This window comes from Allosphingosinicella sp. (genome assembly GCF_036387215.1).
Lineage (GTDB): Bacteria > Pseudomonadota > Alphaproteobacteria > Sphingomonadales > Sphingomonadaceae > Allosphingosinicella.
Genome location: NZ_DASVUE010000270.1, coordinates 1 through 14,315 on the forward strand (window position 1 = coordinate 1; position 14,315 = coordinate 14,315).

The window sequence follows — 14,315 nt, forward strand, 5'->3', positions numbered from 1 at the left end:
GGCCGAAGGTCCGCGGATCATCGACGCCGCCGCCGCAATCTCCACCACGTCCGGCCATATGGACGCGCGCCTCGGCCTCAAGGACGAGCTTCACGACGCCGTCCCCCACGACAATCTGTGCGACGGCGCGGAGGAGTGCCGCAAGGCGGTTCGGCGGCAGATCGGGCGGGGCGCCGACGTGATCAAGATCGCCACCACGGGTGGCGTCAACAGCCGCATCGGCGCCGGCCTCGGCAAGCAGATGTTCGACGATGAAGCCAAGGCGATCGTCGAGACCGCGCACCTCTATGGCAAGAAGGTCGCGGTCCACGCCCACGGCGCGGACGGCATCGCGGTCGCGCTCCGCGCCGGCGCCGATTCGATCGAGCACGGGACCCTCATCGACGACGAGAGCATCCGCTTGTTCAAGCAGACCGGCGCCTATTACGTCCCCACCCTTTCGACGGTGAACGGCTATCTGGAGCGGATCGCCAGGGACCCGAACGCCTATTCGCCGGAAGTCCGGGCCAAGATCGACTGGCGCATCGGGATCACCGGCAAGGCGCTCGCAAAGGCGGTCCCCGCCGGCGTCAAGATCGCCTTCGGCACGGACGCCGGCGTCTCGAAGCACGGCCGCAACGCCGACGAGTTCGAGCTGATGGTGAAGCACGGAATGACGCCCGCCACGGCAATCCAGGCGGCGACGGTGAACGCTGCGGAGCTGTTGGGGCTCGCGAACGAGGTCGGCACGCTCGAGCCGGGGAAGACCGCCGACATCATCGCCGTCACAGGCGATCCGCTCAGCGACGTGAGGGTGCTGAAGCAGGTCGGCTTCGTCATGAAGAGCGGCCGCGTCTTCAAGGATCAGCGCTGAAGGAGAAAATGGTGGGCGTGGCAAGGATTGAACTTGCGACCCCTGCGATGTCAACACAGTGCTCTACCACTGAGCTACACGCCCACACTGAGCGCGTATCTAGCGACGCCCCTCCCGCTCTGCAACCGGCAAAGCTGGCAACTTCAGTTCGGTTCCGCCACTGAGTACCAGCGCTGCGCGAACCGGAGAGGCACCTATCCTATTTGGATAGCGCTGTTTATCCTTGACTCTCGGGCTCCAATCACCAAATCGGGCTCACGCGCCGCGCCTCTCCTGCGGCCCCCACAGCAAAGAACATTTCATGCCGATCCTCACCTGCCCGCCCGATTTTTCGGATCACGCTCCCGTTAAGACCAACCGCCAGCTCGCCGAGAAATACGGCGTCGGCGAAAAGACGATCACGCGCTGGCGCAAGGAGACTGGCTGCACCGCCACGATCCGTCCGTTCGCGACCGCCGCGCTGCCGAAGCAGCACGTGCCTTCGATCAGCCCCGGCCTTGCAAGCGAAGCGGCCCAGTATCTCCGCAAGACCCACCGCCCGGTCTATCACCGCGTGATCGAGGGCAAGGAGTTCCAGGGCCAGTATGTGGTCGGAACGCAGATCCTTGCCGAGCAGGAAGTGGTCGCACTCGCGGAGGAAAAGGGCTTCCAGCCCTATAATCGCCTTTTCGATATGGCGAGCTGACCGGCGCCGTTCAGCGCCTTTTCGCTCGACCCTCGTTCCTGCCCGCCCCTGCCAGCGGCGCGTTGACCGCGCCGCGCAGATACTGCGCCCGCGCCTCCAGCTCGGCCCTTTCCGAAGCTGACAGGCCGTCGCTGCCGTAGATCTCCGCAAGCCTGCCGGTCCGCCGGGCCTCCCGCTTCAGCCGCCGCGCCTGACGCTTCGACAGGGCGCCGCTATCCCGCGCCCGCTCCGCACGATCGTGGATGTCGCCGAGGTCGCGGCCGATGCCCGGTCCCGGCAGGCGGCTGTCGCTGAGGAACGGGTTCGGAGGCCGCACGTCGCCGCGCGGAAACGGGCCTGCAATCTGCGCTTCGGCGGGAGCGCTTGCTATAAGCCCCAGGAGAATGGCGGAAACGGCAAGGCTGCGCATCGCGGGCTCCTTCTGCTGAGCCTCGCATTGTCGTTACGGGAGCTGAGCGGAAGCCGGACCGGCGGCCGGCGCTCGCTGCAAGCTAGAGCCGCCCGTGCTGGTCCTCGGTCTGGAACAGCCGGTCGACCTCGGCGACGAGATCGCGGAGGTGGAAGGGCTTCGAAAGCACCTTCGCTTCCGGAGCCGCCTTGCCCGCCTTCAGCGCGACCGCGGCAAAGCCGGTGATGAACATCACCCGCATGTCGGGCGCGATCACCGCCGCTTTCTGGGCGAGCTCGATGCCGTCCATCTCGGGCATCACGATATCGGTGAGAAGCAGGTCGAAGCTCTCGTCCTTGAGCAGCGGCAGTGCGGCGGTGCCCCGATCGACCGAGCGCACGGAATAGCCGACCCGCTCGAGCGCGCGCGACAGATAATGCCGCATCGACTCGTCGTCTTCAGCGAGGAGGATCTTGATCATCCGCTTCCCAGGAACAAGCCGCCACGCCCAATGCGCCGCCGGAGGCTCTCTTATGCCCGAAGGGCTTAAGATATTCCAGACGGCCCGTTCGGAGACTTTTCTCTCGCCAACAAAATTGCGGGACACAGTTCGCGCCGCTAACGTTATGCGCACGAATGGCCGAGCCCACCGCCGAACCTCACTTCCTGCGCATCGGCCCGGACGTTCCGGGCTCGCCGGTGGTCCTGTCGGTTCCGCATGCGGGGCGCGCTTATTCGCCTGCCTTGCTCAAGGCTTCGCGGCTGCCGCTGAGGACGCTGGAGGCGCTCGAGGACAGGTTGGTCGACCGGCTGGTGTGGCGGGCGCAGGCTTCGGGCGCGGTGGCGCTGGTCGCCCGCGCGCCGAGGGCGGAGATCGACCTCAACCGGGACCAGCGCGAGATCGATCCACTGATGGTGACTCCGCCGCCGCCCCCCGGCTCGGTGCTTCAATCGGCCCGCACCCGCGGCGGCCTCGGCCTCGTTCCGTCCCGGATCAACGGCGCCGGGTCGATCTGGCATCGCCGCCTCCCCGCTGCCGAACTCGACCGCCGGATCGCCGAGATACACGCTCCCTACCACCGGGCGCTCGAAGGCGCGCTGGCGGCGGCGCGGGACCGCTTCGGAGTTGCGATCCTCCTCGATTGCCATTCGATGCCGCCGCAGGAGGACGGCAGCGGCGCTTCGGTGATCTTCGGGGACCGGCACGGCACCAGCATCGCGCCCGATTTTCTCGACGCGGCGGTCGCGGCGGCACGCGCCTGCGGCTTCAAGGTCGGCCGCAACACGCCTTATGCCGGCGGCTACATCACGACGCGGCACGGCAATCCCGCCCGGGACATCCATGCCCTCCAGCTCGAGATCGACCGCTCGCGCTACCTTGACCGGTCCCTCCGCTCGCCGGGCCCCGGTTTCGACGCCGCCGCGGAGATGATCGCGCACGTGGCCGCGGCGCTGGCAATCAAGGCGCTTGCGCCTCCCGAGGCGATCGCCGCCGAATAGGCGCAAAAAAATGACCACCTCGCGGGGGGCGAGGTGGCCAGGTTCAGGGAGGAACGCCCACGAGGGGCGTAACGCGCGCTGTAAAAGGGGGAAACAGCAGCGTCTATACTAACTTAGGAGGGCGCCTTCGGGTTTCAAGGCCAAAAACAAAAACTTAGCGGCCCCGGTAAAGCCAGGGCCCCATCCTCCCGATCAGGTGGCGATGCCCCTGGAGATGATGTTTCGCAGCCCCCAGCACGTGCAGTGCGATGAGGATGATGATCCCCCAGGCGAGCAGCTCGTGCATCTCCTCCCACAGCTCATGAGCGTCCTCCGCCCGTGAAACGGGCAGCGCGGGAATCATGAACAGGCCGAAAAAATCGGTCGGCTTGCCGCTTCCGGACGAGACGACCAGCCAGCCGGTGATCGGGATGACGATCATGAACACATAGAAGAGCCAGTGGGCGGTGCGCGCGAACGTCACTTCCCAGCGGGCAAGGGCCGGATCGAAGGCCGGCGGCCGGTGCGTCAGCCGCCACGCGAGGCGGCCGAGGCTGAGCGCCAGGATCGCGAACCCCGTCGCCTTGTGGTAATACATCATCGAGGCTGCCGTCGGCTTTGGGACGTCCTCGCGCAGGAAGCCGAGCAGCAGGTTCGCGACGATCAGCGCGGCGATCACCCAATGGAGCCACATGGCGACGCGCGAATAGCGCTCGCCCTCCAGGCTCATGGCATCGACCGCGCCCGACATCAGGCGGTGACCGGCTCCGCCGCCGGCTGGAGTTGCGGGCCCTTGCCCTGCTGCAGCTGGCGCCCGAACAGCTCGGGCACGATCGAGAGCGAGAAGAGGTGCGCCAGGACGAGCGGCAGCATGCCGTTCTGGTTCATCTTGCGGAGCGTATCGCCGCGAAGTTCGCGCAATTTCTCCTCCGACACCATCTGGAAGCCGCGGTAGACGAACGGCTGCTCGCTTCCCGTCGGCTGCACCGAAGCTTCGCCTTCGATCAACAGCTCGGATTCCTTCAGTTCGTTGATGAAGGCGGCGGTGCGCTGGGCGGAAAGCTCGAACTCCTCGCAGAATTTGAGGATCGCCTGGGTGGTCTCGCTCGGCTGGCCGTTGTCGAACAGCGGCGTTCCGTCCTCGAAATCGCCGACCACGCCGCTCTGCGGATCGAAACAGAGCGACAGGTCGTCCGCGTCCGGCCGTAGCCTGGCGAGCATGAACGGGTAGCGGCGCAGATAGGCCGGCACGTAGACTTCGTTCAGAAGCCGTCCCTCGTCATCGACGAACACGTTGACGCCCTCGTTCAGACCCATCAGCGCCAGCGGCACCGGCGCATCGCCGACCGAGAAGACGATCGGGAAATGGCGCTGGGCGGTGACGAATTCGTCGATCGTGATCGGCACTGCGTGGACCCGCGCCAGCATCGGCAGCGTATCGCTGGAGCGCGCCTTGTAATTGCCGTGGGCGTTGCTCGAAAGCGGCTCCAGGCCATTGTAGAGAAGCGGCAATTGAAGGTTAGGCGCGCTCGCCATTCTAGTCTCCGTCTGAAGCTTGGGGAGCGGCAACCACGGTGCCGCCCGATGTGGCGCCCCGTCTATTGGGGATGGGGCTATTCTGCAAGGCTCCCCTGAGCCAAGTCGAAGAGCGGGACGAGCTTTCCGGGGTTCATGATGCCGTGGGGATCGAGCGCCTGCTTGATCGCACGCATCGCTCCGAGCCGCGCCGGATCCGCCAGCCGGGCGAGCTCCGAAAGCCTCATCTGGCCGATCCCGTGCTCCGCGGAGATAGAGCCGCCCGCCTCCGTGACCAGATCGTGCACGAAGCGGGTCACTTCCGGCGCAGCCTCTTCCAGCCACTCGGGACCCGCCCCTTCCGGTGCCCGCACGTTGAAGTGGACGTTCCCGTCGCCGAGATGGCCGAAGGCGATCACCCGCGTGCCGGGGAAGCGCGCCTCCACGGCCGCGGCCGCGCCCGTCATGAAGTCCGGCATCGCGGCCACATCGACCGAGATGTCATGCTTTGCGGCAGGGCCGTCCTTCCGCTCCGCCTCCGAGATGCTGTCCCGGATCCGCCAGAAGGCTTCCGCCTGAGCTTCGCTGGAAGCGATCACCGCATCCTCGATCAGGCCCCGCTCCAGCGCCTCGCCGAGGGCCTTGCCGAGTTCTGCCTCGGGACTGGGAGCGCCTGCGGGCGCCGTGGCCTCGGCAAGCACATGCCAGCGATGCCGCCCGCCGAGCGGCGCCCGCGTGCCGACGACATGGGCAAGAACGAGGTCGAGCGCCGTTTCCGGCACCAGCTCGAAACTTTCCACGGCATCGCCAAGGCTCACCTCCAGCTCCCGGAGCAGGCGAAGCGCGGCTTCGGCGGAGGAAAGTCCGATCCAGGCGACGCTCCGCGAGCCGATCGCCGGGACCAGCTTCAGATTGGCCGCGGTAACGATGCCGAGCGTCCCTTCCGCGCCGATCAGGAGCTGGCGCAGATCGTAGCCGCGGTTGTCCTTCTTGAGCGGCGTGAGGCCGTCGAAGACGCTTCCGTCGGCCAGCACCGCCTCGATGCCTTGTACGAGGCTGCGCATCGTTCCGAAGCGAAGCACCTGCGTGCCGCCCGCATTGGTGGAGACGAGGCCGCCGATCGTCGCGCTGCCCCGCGCTCCCAAGGTGAGTGGGAAGCGCCTCCCTACCTCCGCCGCCGCTTCGTGCAGCCGGGAGAGTATGACCCCCGCTTCGCAGACGGCGCTGTTCGAGACGTCGGAGAGGGAGCGGATGGCGGTCATCCGCCGCAGCGAAAGCAGCAGCGCGCCGCCTTGCGCTGGCGGGGTTGCTCCCCCGACCATCGAGGTGTTCCCGCCCTGCGGCACGAGCGGCACCCGCTCAGCCGCGCAAAGCCGCACGATCTCGGCAACTTCGGCGGTGGTGGAGGGAGACAGCATCGCGGCCGCGGCTCCGCGGTATCGGCCGCGCCAGTCCTCGAGCCAGGGCGTCAGATCACGTTCGTCGCGGGTGAAGCCCTTCGGGCCTAGCCGAGCGGCGAGCGTTTCGAGCAGCTGCATCGAGGGAGGATTGGCCATGGCGCGCGAGCCGTCTATTAGCGGGGGCTCAGAAGCGGGGCAAAATTAATCGCATGTTCAAGCGCTGGCGGCGATGCCGCGCCTGATGGAGTTTGGCATTTGATCGACTGGAGCCCTGCGGCTTTCCTGCTGATGACGTTGGCGCCGGCGGCGGGCGAACCCTCGCCTGCGGACCCGATGCAGTTCGCGCAGGTGATGATCCGCGAGCAGATCCTGATCCGGGTGCCGGCGCGCGTGCGGAACATGGTCAGTCCCCCGCCTCCTGCTCCGATCGAGTGGAAGGAAGGCCGGGGCGTCAAATGCGTGGGCATGGGCGACATCGTCGGCGGCGCACTTGTCAGCCAGGACAGCTTCGATCTGTTGCTCCGCGATAGAACCCGGGTTCGCGCCAAGCTCGACAAGAGCTGCCCCGCCCTCGATTATTATTATGGCTTCTACATTCGCCAGACGGCCGACGGCAAAATCTGCGCGGACCGCGATTCCATCCGCTCGAGGATGGGCGGCCAGTGTGAAATCGATCGGTTCAGGACATTGAAAGCAGCAAAGCGCGATTAGGGCTTTGCTTGACATTTCGCTGCCGCCGCGCCCAAGCGCGAGTGCAGGCGGATGGACATCAACCGCGATCTTCCGGACCTTTTGAATGACTTTTGCCGATCTGGGCCTTTCAGACGAACTTCTTCGCGCCGTGACCGAGTCAGGCTATGACGAGCCGACTCCGATCCAGCGGCAGGCGATCCCGTCCGTCCTGATGGGCCGCGACATCACCGGCATCGCTCAGACCGGCACCGGCAAGACCGCCGCTTTCGTACTTCCGATGATCGACATATTGGGCGAAGGCCGAAGCCGCGCTCGGATGCCCCGCTCCCTGATCCTCGAGCCGACCCGCGAGCTCGCCGCGCAGGTGTCTGAGAATTTCGAAAAATACGGGAAGTATCACAAACTTTCGATGGCGCTGCTGATCGGCGGCACGAACATGGCCGATCAGATCAAGAAGCTCGAAAAGGGCGTGGACGTGCTGATCGCGACGCCTGGGCGGCTGATGGACCTGTTCGGGCGCGGCAAGATCATGCTCAACGGCTGCAACCTGCTCGTGATCGACGAGGCCGACCGGATGCTCGACATGGGCTTCATCCCGGACATCGAGGAGATCTGCACCAAGCTGCCGCCGCAGCGCCAGACGCTGCTCTTCTCGGCGACCATGCCCGCGCCGATCAAGAAGCTGGCCGACAAGTTCCTGTCCAACCCGAAAACGATCGAGGTGTCGCGCCCCGCCTCCTCGAACCTGCTGATCGATCAGCGCGTGCTGAGGGTGGACGCGCGCAAGAAGCGCGACGCGCTCGCCGCCCTCCTGCGGGCCGAGGACGTGACCACCGCCATCATCTTCTCGAACCGCAAGACGACGGTGCGCGAGCTCGCCACCAGCCTGCAGCGCAGCGGCTTCAAGGCCGGTCCGATCCACGGCGACATGGAGCAGCCGGAGCGGATCCGGGAGCTCGATCGGTTCAAGGCCGGCGAGATCAACATCCTCGTCGCCTCCGACGTCGCCGCCCGCGGTCTCGACATCAAGGGCGTCAGCCACGTCTTCAACTTCGACGTGCCCTGGCAGCCGGACGATTACGTGCACCGCATCGGCCGCACGGGCCGCGCGGGCAAGACCGGGACCGCAGTCACGCTCGTTACGAAGGACGATGCCGAAGCGCTGGCCTCGATCGAGAAATTGATCGGAAGCAAGATCCCTGAAGTGGAAGGCAAGGCTACCCCTGCCGAAGAAGCGCCCGCTGAGGACAAACCCAAGCGGCGCGAGCGCAAGGCGCCCGAGCCGAAGGCGGCGAAGCAGGCTGAAGAGACGGCCCCCGAAAAGGCGGAGCGGGCACCGCGGCGGCAGCCGAAGCCGGAGCGCGAAGCCGCGCCGAAGCGGGAGCCGCGCAGCCAGGCTCCCGAGCCGGCCGAAGAGGGCTGGAACGGCCCCATCCCCTCGTTCCTGGGCGCCGGCTTCGGCGGCTGACGCCGCCTCGGCATCAGCCGAGGTGCCGTTCCAGCAGGATCGAGGTCGAGACCGAAGCCACGCCCGCCAAGGCGGCGATCGCCGAACGGCTGCTCTCGATGTCGCCGATGCTGTCGGCTTCCACCCGGACGATCAGATCCACCGGCCCGGTCAGCGAATGGATCATCGCGATCGCGAATATTTGCTTCAGCTTCGGCACGATTTGGGCGCAGCGATAGCCGGGCTCGAAGCTCACCATCATGTATGCGGTCTGGCGAGCGGCGGCGGACGCCCCCTCGACGATCGTGAAGGCGCCGATCGCCCCGGACGCCTGAAGCTTCTGAAGCCGCTCCTGGGTAGCGCTCCGGGAGAGGTTGAGATCGCGAGCAAGCGCCACGATCGACCGGCGCGCATCGCGCCGGAGCAAGGTCAGAAGCAGCTTGTCCTTTTCGTCCATGCGCTCGCCCCCCGAACCGGCAATCTGCCGGCGCTTCCGGCATCATGCCGAATGAAACCGGCAGAAGAAACTGCGATTGGCGGAGCACGGAAGATGGAGGCAAGAGATGGACATCGATCTTGACCGGGCCGTGCTGCTGCCGATCGACATGCAGCGGGCCTTCGACGACCCGCAATGGCCGCGCCGGTGGAATTCCAGCGTCGATGCGAACGGGCTCGCGCTGATCGGCGCCTGGCGCGCCGCGAACCGGCCGATCATCCACGTCCGGCACAACAGCGTCACCCCCGGATCGACCCTGGCACCGGGGACGATCGGCAATTCCTTCCGGCCGGGCTTCGGCCCAATAGGCGACGAGCCGGTGCTTTCGAAGAGCGTCAACTCGGCCTTTATCGGGACGGATCTCGACCTCCGGCTGAAGCGGCTCGGCGCGCGGCACGTGGTCGTGTTCGGAATCTCGACCGACATGTGCGTCTCGACCACGATCCGTACCGGCGCGAACATGGGCTGGGACATGATCCTCGTGCCCGACGCGTGCGACTGCTTCGACCTTCCTGACGGAATGGGCGGGACGATCCGGGCGGAAGACGTTCAGGCCGCTCATGTCGCGACCCTCGCGTTCGAATTCTGCCGGATCCTTTCGACGGCGGAACTCGCCGGTCTTCGCCTCGCCGCCTAGCAGCCCGGCTGCTCGTCCGTGCCCTTGCGCGCACCGCCATAGCGGGCGCGGAAGGCATCGGCGAAAGCGGACAGCCGGCCCTCCGCGATCGCTGCCCGGAGCCCTGCCATCAGCTGCTGATAGAAATTGAGGTTGTGCTCGGTCATCAGCATGGCGCCCAGCATCTCGCCCGCCTTGATGAGGTGGTGGATGTAGGCGCGGCTCCAGGCCCCGCAGACTGGGCAGCCGCAGGCGGGATCGAGCGGCTCCTGGTCCTCCGCGAAGCGCGCGTTCTTGAGGTTGATCGGGCCGTCGGCGGTGAAAGCCTGACCGGTGCGGCCGGAGCGGGTGGGAAGAACGCAATCGAACATGTCGACGCCGCGCTCGACCGCACCGACGATATCGTCGGGCTTGCCGACGCCCATCAGATAGCGGGGCCGCTCGGCGGGGAGCATCGGCGCCGCGAAATCGAGCACACGGAACATCTCCGCCTGCCCCTCCCCTACAGCGAGGCCGCCCACCGCATAGCCGTCGAAGCCGATCTCGATCAGCTTCTCGGCCGAGGTGCGGCGCAGCTCCTCGTCCAGCGCGCCCTGCTGGATGCCGAACTGCGCCGCCGCCTCGGCATGGGCGCCGCCGCCGAGGAAGGCATCGCGCGAGCGTTTGGCCCAGCGCATCGACCGCTCCATCGCCGCCGCCTGCACGTCGCGCGTGGAGCTGGTCGGCACCAATTCGTCGAACGCCATGACGATGTCGGAGCCGAGCAGGCGCTGGATTTCGGTCGACCGCTCAGGCGAGATGAGGTGGCGCGTCCCGTCGAGGTGGGAGGCGAAGGCCACGCCCTCCTCGCTCCGCTTGGTGAGCTCCGACAGGCTCATCACCTGATAGCCGCCGCTGTCCGTAAGGATCGGCCGATCCCAGCCCATGAACCTGTGCAGCCCGCCAAGCCGGGCGACGCGCTCGGCGCCCGGGCGGAGCATCAGATGGTAGGTGTTGCCGAGGATAATATCCGCGCCGCTCGCCCGGACATCAGCCGGCTTCATCGCCTTCACCGTCGCCGCCGTGCCGACCGGCATGAAGGCAGGCGTGCGGATGTCGCCCCGCTTCATAGAAAGCGTGCCGGTGCGGGCGGCGCCGTCGGTAGCGGAGATTGAAAAGGAGAAGCGGGGGCGCTCGGACATGCGGCCGCTCCCTAGCCACTAGCCTGGCAGAAGCAAACTCGCGTCGCCGTAGGAATAGAAGCGGTAGCCTTGTTCGATCGCATGGGCGTAGGCGGCCTGCATCGTCTCCACCCCCATCAGCGCCGAAACCAGCATGAAGAGCGTCGATTTCGGCAGGTGGAAGTTGGTGAGGAGCCCATCCACCGCCCGAAAGCGGTAGCCGGGGGTGATGAAGATGTCGGTATCGCCTTCGAACGGGCGGATCATGCCGTCTTCGCCGGTGGCGCTTTCGAGCAGTCGGAGCGAGGTGGTGCCGACGGCGATCACGCGTCCGCCGGCTGCGCGGGCGGCGTTCAGGCGCTCGGCAGCGCGGGGCTCGATCCGGCCCCACTCGCTGTGCATGACATGATCTTCGGTGTCCTCCACCTTCACCGGAAGGAAGGTGCCGGCGCCCACGTGGAGCGTCAGCGTTTCGTGACCTAGGCCAGCCTCTGCAACCGCTTCCATCAGGGGCGGCGTGAAGTGGAGGGCGGCGGTCGGGGCGGCGACTGCGCCCTTTTCGCGCGCGAACATCGTCTGATAGTCGTCGGCGTCGCTTTCATCAGCCTCGCGCTTGCCGGCAATGTAAGGCGGAAGCGGCATCCGTCCTGCCCGCTCCAGCAGGAGTTCGACCGGCTCCTCCCCGTCGAAGCTCAGCAGGATGCTGCCGTCCGTTCCGCGCTCTTCAGCAAGCGCCGTCACGCCGCTTCCGAAGTCCACCCGCTCCCCGGGGCGGAGGCGCTTGGCATTCCGCACGAAGGCGCGCCAGCTGCGCGGCCCTTCCCGCTTGTGGAGCGTGGCCCCGATCCGGGCTTCGCCGCGGCGGCCTTCAAGCTGCGCCGGAATTACGCGCGTGTCGTTGAAGACGAGGACGTCGCCCCCCCGGAGCATAAGCGGGAGATCGGTGACGATCCGGTCCTCGAGAGTGGAGCCCCGAACGATGAGCAAACGGGCGCTGTCGCGCGGGCTTGCTGGCCTGAGCGCGATTCGATCAGTCGGCAGATCGAAATCGAAAAGGTCGACGCGCACGCCGCTTATTGCGGCGCCGTGCCGGCCGGAGTGGCAGCCTGCTGGGAAGCCGGGACCGTGGCAGCGGGCGCAGGCGTCGCCGCGGCCTTGAGCTCGGCTGCGGAAAGCGGCGGCACGTTGTCGCTTCCGATCGACGCTCGGACGATGCGGGTGGGGTTCACCGGCGGCTCGCCGCGCTCGATGAGGTCGACATATTCCATTCCCGAGACGACGCGGCCGAACACGGTGTACTTGCCGTCGATCGACAGGCGCGGGGCGAACATGATGAAGAACTGGCTGTTGGCGCTGTTCTCGTCCTCGGCGCGGGCGGCGGAGACGGCGCCGCGGACGTGCGGCAGCGGGTTGAACTCGGCCTTCAGGTCGGGAAGCGGAGAGCCGCCGGTGCCGTCGCCCTTGGGGTCCCCGCCCTGGGCCATGAAGCCTTCGATGACGCGGTGGAAGATGAGGCCGTTGTAGAAGCCCTGGCGCACAAGCGTCTTGATACGCTCGACATGCTGGGGCGCGGCATCGGGCCGAAGCTGGATCGAGACCCGGCCGCCGGTGGAGAGATCGAAATTCAGGGTGTTCTCGGGCGCCAGAGGCGGCGTCACCGCCCAGTTGGTCCGCTGCACGGGCACCTTCACCTCCTGGCGGGAGGTGGGCAGGACCTGCGGCTTCTGTGCCGACGCCGAGCCCATAGCGGCAAAGGCCGCGAACGCGGCAACCAATGTTTTCAAACGCATAGCTTCCCTCGCCCGAATCTCTTCGCCCCGCGCGCCTCTTAACCTATTTGCCGCGCGAAAGGGAACGCTCTTGGCGACTTCAAGGTCAACGGATCATGATCCCTTGCGGCCGGTCGCCTCCACCCGGGCGCGCACATCCTCGGCGACGGCGGGCGACACGAACTTGCGGATGTCGCCGCCATAGACGGCGATCTCCTTCACAAGCCGGGAGGCGATCGGCTGCAGCGCGACGTCGGCCATCAGGAAGACCGTCTCGATCCGGTCGTTGAGCTGCTGGTTCATGCCGGCCATCTGATATTCGTACTCGAAGTCGGCGACCGCCCGGAGCCCGCGCACGATGACGGACGCCCCTTCCCGCTCCGCGAAGTCCATCAGCAGGGAATCGAAGCTGACGACGTGAATGTCGCCGTCCACGTCGGCAATCTCCCGCCGGACCATCGCCATCCGCTCCTCCACCGTGAACATGGGGGACTTGGAAGGATTGGTGGTGACCCCGATCACCAGCCGGTCGACCAGCTTGGCGCCGCGGCGGATGATATCCATGTGGCCGAGGGTGACCGGGTCGAAGGTGCCGGGATAGACGCCTGTGCGCATGAACTCCCTCCCTAATGGTCCCGCTCGGCGGCGAAGCGGGCGATGGCTCGGAGGAGATCGGCTTCGGCGCCATAAGGCTGCAGATATTCCGTCGCCTGGGCAACCAGCATCGCCGCCTGCTGGCGTGCGCGATCGGCGCCGAGCAGCGACACGAACGTCTCCTTGCCCGCTGCCCTGTCCTTGCCGACGCGCTTGCCGGTCTTCGCTTCCTCGCCCTCGAAGTCGAGAAGATCGTCGGTGATCTGGAATGCGAGGCCCACGTCACGGGCATAGCCGCGAAGGCGGGTCCGCCCCTCGGGCGGGGTGCGCCCCATGATCGCGCCGGCCTCGAGGCAGAAGCCGATCAGGGCGCCGGTCTTCAATTGCTGGAGCCGTGTGACGGCGGCGATGTCGAGCTGCGTCTCCTCGGCCGCCAGGTCCATCATCTGCCCGCCGGCCATGCCGGAGGGGCCGGAGGCGCGGGCGAGCTCGGCAATCAGCTCGGCGCGAACGAACGGATCCTCGTGCGTCGCTTCGTCGGCGAGCACTTCAAAGGCAAGCGCGTGGAGCGAATCGCCGGCCAGGATGGCGGTCGCTTCGTCGAATGCCCGGTGCACGGTCGGCTTGCCGCGGCGGAGATCGTCGTCGTCCATCGACGGCAGATCGTCGTGGATCAGCGAATAGACGTGGATGCACTCGACCGCGAGGCCCACGCGGAGCGCGCGCTGCCGGTCGACATGGAACAGGCTCGAGGCGGCGAGCACGAGCAGCGGGCGAAGGCGCTTGCCGCCACCGATCGCTGCGTAACGCATCGCTTCGTAGAGCTTCGAGCGCGGATCCGGCGGCACCGCCAGAAGCGCTCCGAACAGCCGGTCGATCTCGTCGCTGACCTGAGCCAGCGCCGGCCTCAGATCGATCGCAGCGTCCGCCACCGGGGCGTCAGTCGCCGTCAAAGGGCGCCGTGCCGCTGGGGCTCCCGTCGCGGCCGAACTGGAGCTTCTCGATCCGCGCCTGCGCCGCCTGCAGCCGCGCCTCGCATTGCTGCTTCAGGCGGTCGCCCTCACTGTACAGATCGATCGATTCATCGAGGGTGGCATCGCCGCTCTCAAGCTTGCGCACGATCTCCTCGAGCCGCTTCAGCGCCGCTTCGAACGAGAGTTCGGTAATTGCCTGGGATTGGTCCGACATCGCGCCCGAGCTTTGGCCTTGGCGGTGGCGGG

18 protein-coding genes and 1 tRNA gene are annotated in these 14,315 nt (G+C 67.0%); 6 read left to right on the plus strand and 13 right to left on the minus strand.

Annotation, left to right across the window (positions count from 1 at the left end; genetic code table 11):
- Window positions 1–853: metal-dependent hydrolase family protein (locus VF662_RS10905; RefSeq protein ID WP_464140993.1), on the plus strand; the 853-nt coding region annotated here is incomplete at its 5' end.
- A gap of 9 nt (window positions 854–862) precedes the next feature.
- Here the strand turns inward: VF662_RS10905 and VF662_RS10910 are convergent.
- A tRNA-Val gene (locus tag VF662_RS10910) sits at window positions 863–937 on the minus strand.
- A 217-nt stretch (window positions 938–1,154) separates the two neighbouring features.
- Between VF662_RS10910 and VF662_RS10915 the strand changes: the two genes are divergently transcribed.
- Window positions 1,155–1,538: a hypothetical protein gene (locus VF662_RS10915; protein ID WP_464140995.1), complete on the plus strand. Its 384-nt coding sequence runs from the start codon at window positions 1,155–1,157 to the stop codon at window positions 1,536–1,538.
- Window positions 1,539–1,548: 10 nt separating this feature from the next.
- Here VF662_RS10915 and VF662_RS10920 read toward each other — a convergent pair whose 3' ends face one another.
- Together VF662_RS10920 and cpdR are read right to left on the minus strand one after the other, a co-directional pair.
- Window positions 1,549–1,947, minus strand: coding sequence for a hypothetical protein (locus VF662_RS10920; RefSeq protein WP_464140997.1), 399 nt, complete (start codon window positions 1,945–1,947; stop codon window positions 1,549–1,551).
- Window positions 1,948–2,029: 82 nt separating this feature from the next.
- Window positions 2,030–2,407, minus strand: a complete 378-nt coding sequence (gene cpdR / locus VF662_RS10925; RefSeq protein WP_464140999.1) for a cell cycle two-component system response regulator CpdR — start codon at window positions 2,405–2,407, stop codon at window positions 2,030–2,032.
- Window positions 2,408–2,562: 155 nt separating this feature from the next.
- On the opposite strand from cpdR, the gene VF662_RS10930 reads away from it, so the two are divergent.
- On the plus strand, window positions 2,563–3,426 hold the full coding sequence (locus VF662_RS10930) for an N-formylglutamate amidohydrolase (RefSeq protein WP_464141003.1): 864 nt from the start codon (window positions 2,563–2,565) through the stop codon (window positions 3,424–3,426).
- A gap of 154 nt (window positions 3,427–3,580) precedes the next feature.
- Here the strand turns inward: VF662_RS10930 and VF662_RS10935 are convergent, their stop codons facing one another.
- The 3 genes from VF662_RS10935 to VF662_RS10945 form a co-directional block, all read right to left on the minus strand.
- A complete protein-coding gene (locus VF662_RS10935) occupies window positions 3,581–4,156 on the minus strand; it encodes a cytochrome b (protein WP_464141005.1) in 576 nt (191 codons plus the stop codon).
- Window positions 4,156–4,941, minus strand: a complete 786-nt coding sequence (locus tag VF662_RS10940; protein ID WP_464141007.1) for a SapC family protein — start codon at window positions 4,939–4,941, stop codon at window positions 4,156–4,158. The genes VF662_RS10935 and VF662_RS10940 overlap by 1 nt, the downstream gene beginning before the upstream one ends.
- Window positions 4,942–5,018: 77 nt before the next feature.
- Complete coding sequence (locus VF662_RS10945) at window positions 5,019–6,476, minus strand: FAD-binding oxidoreductase (protein WP_464141010.1); 1,458 nt, start codon at window positions 6,474–6,476, stop codon at window positions 5,019–5,021.
- Window positions 6,477–6,575: 99 nt separating this feature from the next.
- Here VF662_RS10945 and VF662_RS10950 point away from each other — a divergent pair, with 99 nt between their 5' ends.
- Both VF662_RS10950 and VF662_RS10955 read left to right on the plus strand, forming a co-directional pair.
- Window positions 6,576–7,031 (plus strand): hypothetical protein, encoded by a 456-nt coding sequence (locus VF662_RS10950; RefSeq protein ID WP_464141012.1) that lies wholly within the window; start codon window positions 6,576–6,578, stop codon window positions 7,029–7,031.
- Between the two features lie 85 nt (window positions 7,032–7,116).
- The gene (locus tag VF662_RS10955; RefSeq protein ID WP_464141014.1) at window positions 7,117–8,481 is read left to right on the plus strand and encodes a DEAD/DEAH box helicase; all 1,365 of its coding nucleotides are present in this window, start codon (window positions 7,117–7,119) and stop codon (window positions 8,479–8,481) included.
- A 13-nt stretch (window positions 8,482–8,494) separates the two neighbouring features.
- Here the strand turns inward: VF662_RS10955 and VF662_RS10960 are convergent, their stop codons facing one another.
- Window positions 8,495–8,917 (minus strand): Lrp/AsnC family transcriptional regulator, encoded by a 423-nt coding sequence (locus tag VF662_RS10960; RefSeq protein WP_464141016.1) that lies wholly within the window; start codon window positions 8,915–8,917, stop codon window positions 8,495–8,497.
- 106 nt (window positions 8,918–9,023) lie between these two features.
- Between VF662_RS10960 and VF662_RS10965 the strand changes: the two genes are divergently transcribed.
- Window positions 9,024–9,593, plus strand: coding sequence for a cysteine hydrolase family protein (locus tag VF662_RS10965; RefSeq protein ID WP_464141020.1), 570 nt, complete (start codon window positions 9,024–9,026; stop codon window positions 9,591–9,593).
- Here the strand turns inward: VF662_RS10965 and tgt are convergent.
- The 6 genes from tgt to VF662_RS10995 all read right to left on the minus strand — a co-directional run bounded on the left by tgt (window position 9,590) and on the right by VF662_RS10995 (window position 14,283).
- Window positions 9,590–10,753, minus strand: coding sequence for a tRNA guanosine(34) transglycosylase Tgt (tgt, locus tag VF662_RS10970; protein WP_464141021.1), 1,164 nt, complete (start codon window positions 10,751–10,753; stop codon window positions 9,590–9,592). The two genes, VF662_RS10965 and tgt, sit on opposite strands and share 4 nt — an antisense overlap.
- 18 nt (window positions 10,754–10,771) lie before the next feature.
- On the minus strand, window positions 10,772–11,800 hold the full coding sequence (gene queA, locus VF662_RS10975; protein WP_464141024.1) for a tRNA preQ1(34) S-adenosylmethionine ribosyltransferase-isomerase QueA: 1,029 nt from the start codon (window positions 11,798–11,800) through the stop codon (window positions 10,772–10,774).
- Window positions 11,801–11,805: 5 nt separating this feature from the next.
- Entirely contained in the window at window positions 11,806–12,522 is a 717-nt protein-coding gene (locus VF662_RS10980) for a peptidylprolyl isomerase (RefSeq protein ID WP_464141026.1), read from the minus strand.
- 93 nt (window positions 12,523–12,615) lie between these two features.
- Window positions 12,616–13,116: a pantetheine-phosphate adenylyltransferase gene (gene coaD / locus VF662_RS10985; protein ID WP_464141028.1), complete on the minus strand. Its 501-nt coding sequence runs from the start codon at window positions 13,114–13,116 to the stop codon at window positions 12,616–12,618.
- Window positions 13,117–13,127: 11 nt separating this feature from the next.
- The gene (locus tag VF662_RS10990; RefSeq protein WP_464141030.1) at window positions 13,128–14,048 is read right to left on the minus strand and encodes a polyprenyl synthetase family protein; all 921 of its coding nucleotides are present in this window, start codon (window positions 14,046–14,048) and stop codon (window positions 13,128–13,130) included.
- The gene (locus VF662_RS10995; RefSeq protein ID WP_464141033.1) at window positions 14,035–14,283 is read right to left on the minus strand and encodes an exodeoxyribonuclease VII small subunit; all 249 of its coding nucleotides are present in this window, start codon (window positions 14,281–14,283) and stop codon (window positions 14,035–14,037) included. The genes VF662_RS10990 and VF662_RS10995 overlap by 14 nt, the downstream gene beginning before the upstream one ends.
- Between the last annotated feature and the right edge of the window lie 32 nt (window positions 14,284–14,315).

Excerpts from the sequence above, each read along its gene's own strand:
- VF662_RS10915 (WP_464140995.1), top strand. The coding sequence starts at position 1,155 with ATGCCGATCCTCACCTGCCCGCCCGATTTTTCGGATCACGCTCCCGTT.
- VF662_RS10920 (WP_464140997.1), bottom strand. The coding sequence starts at position 1,947 with ATGCGCAGCCTTGCCGTTTCCGCCATTCTCCTGGGGCTTATAGCAAGC.
- cpdR (WP_464140999.1), bottom strand. The coding sequence starts at position 2,407 with ATGATCAAGATCCTCCTCGCTGAAGACGACGAGTCGATGCGGCATTAT.
- VF662_RS10930 (WP_464141003.1), top strand. The coding sequence starts at position 2,563 with ATGGCCGAGCCCACCGCCGAACCTCACTTCCTGCGCATCGGCCCGGAC.
- VF662_RS10935 (WP_464141005.1), bottom strand. The coding sequence starts at position 4,156 with ATGTCGGGCGCGGTCGATGCCATGAGCCTGGAGGGCGAGCGCTATTCG.
- VF662_RS10940 (WP_464141007.1), bottom strand. The coding sequence starts at position 4,941 with ATGGCGAGCGCGCCTAACCTTCAATTGCCGCTTCTCTACAATGGCCTG.
- VF662_RS10945 (WP_464141010.1), bottom strand. The coding sequence starts at position 6,476 with ATGGCCAATCCTCCCTCGATGCAGCTGCTCGAAACGCTCGCCGCTCGG.
- VF662_RS10955 (WP_464141014.1), top strand. The coding sequence starts at position 7,117 with ATGACTTTTGCCGATCTGGGCCTTTCAGACGAACTTCTTCGCGCCGTG.
- VF662_RS10960 (WP_464141016.1), bottom strand. The coding sequence starts at position 8,917 with ATGGACGAAAAGGACAAGCTGCTTCTGACCTTGCTCCGGCGCGATGCG.
- VF662_RS10965 (WP_464141020.1), top strand. The coding sequence starts at position 9,024 with ATGGACATCGATCTTGACCGGGCCGTGCTGCTGCCGATCGACATGCAG.
- tgt (WP_464141021.1), bottom strand. The coding sequence starts at position 10,753 with ATGTCCGAGCGCCCCCGCTTCTCCTTTTCAATCTCCGCTACCGACGGC.
- VF662_RS10980 (WP_464141026.1), bottom strand. The coding sequence starts at position 12,522 with ATGCGTTTGAAAACATTGGTTGCCGCGTTCGCGGCCTTTGCCGCTATG.
- coaD (WP_464141028.1), bottom strand. The coding sequence starts at position 13,116 with ATGCGCACAGGCGTCTATCCCGGCACCTTCGACCCGGTCACCCTCGGC.
- VF662_RS10995 (WP_464141033.1), bottom strand. The coding sequence starts at position 14,283 with ATGTCGGACCAATCCCAGGCAATTACCGAACTCTCGTTCGAAGCGGCG.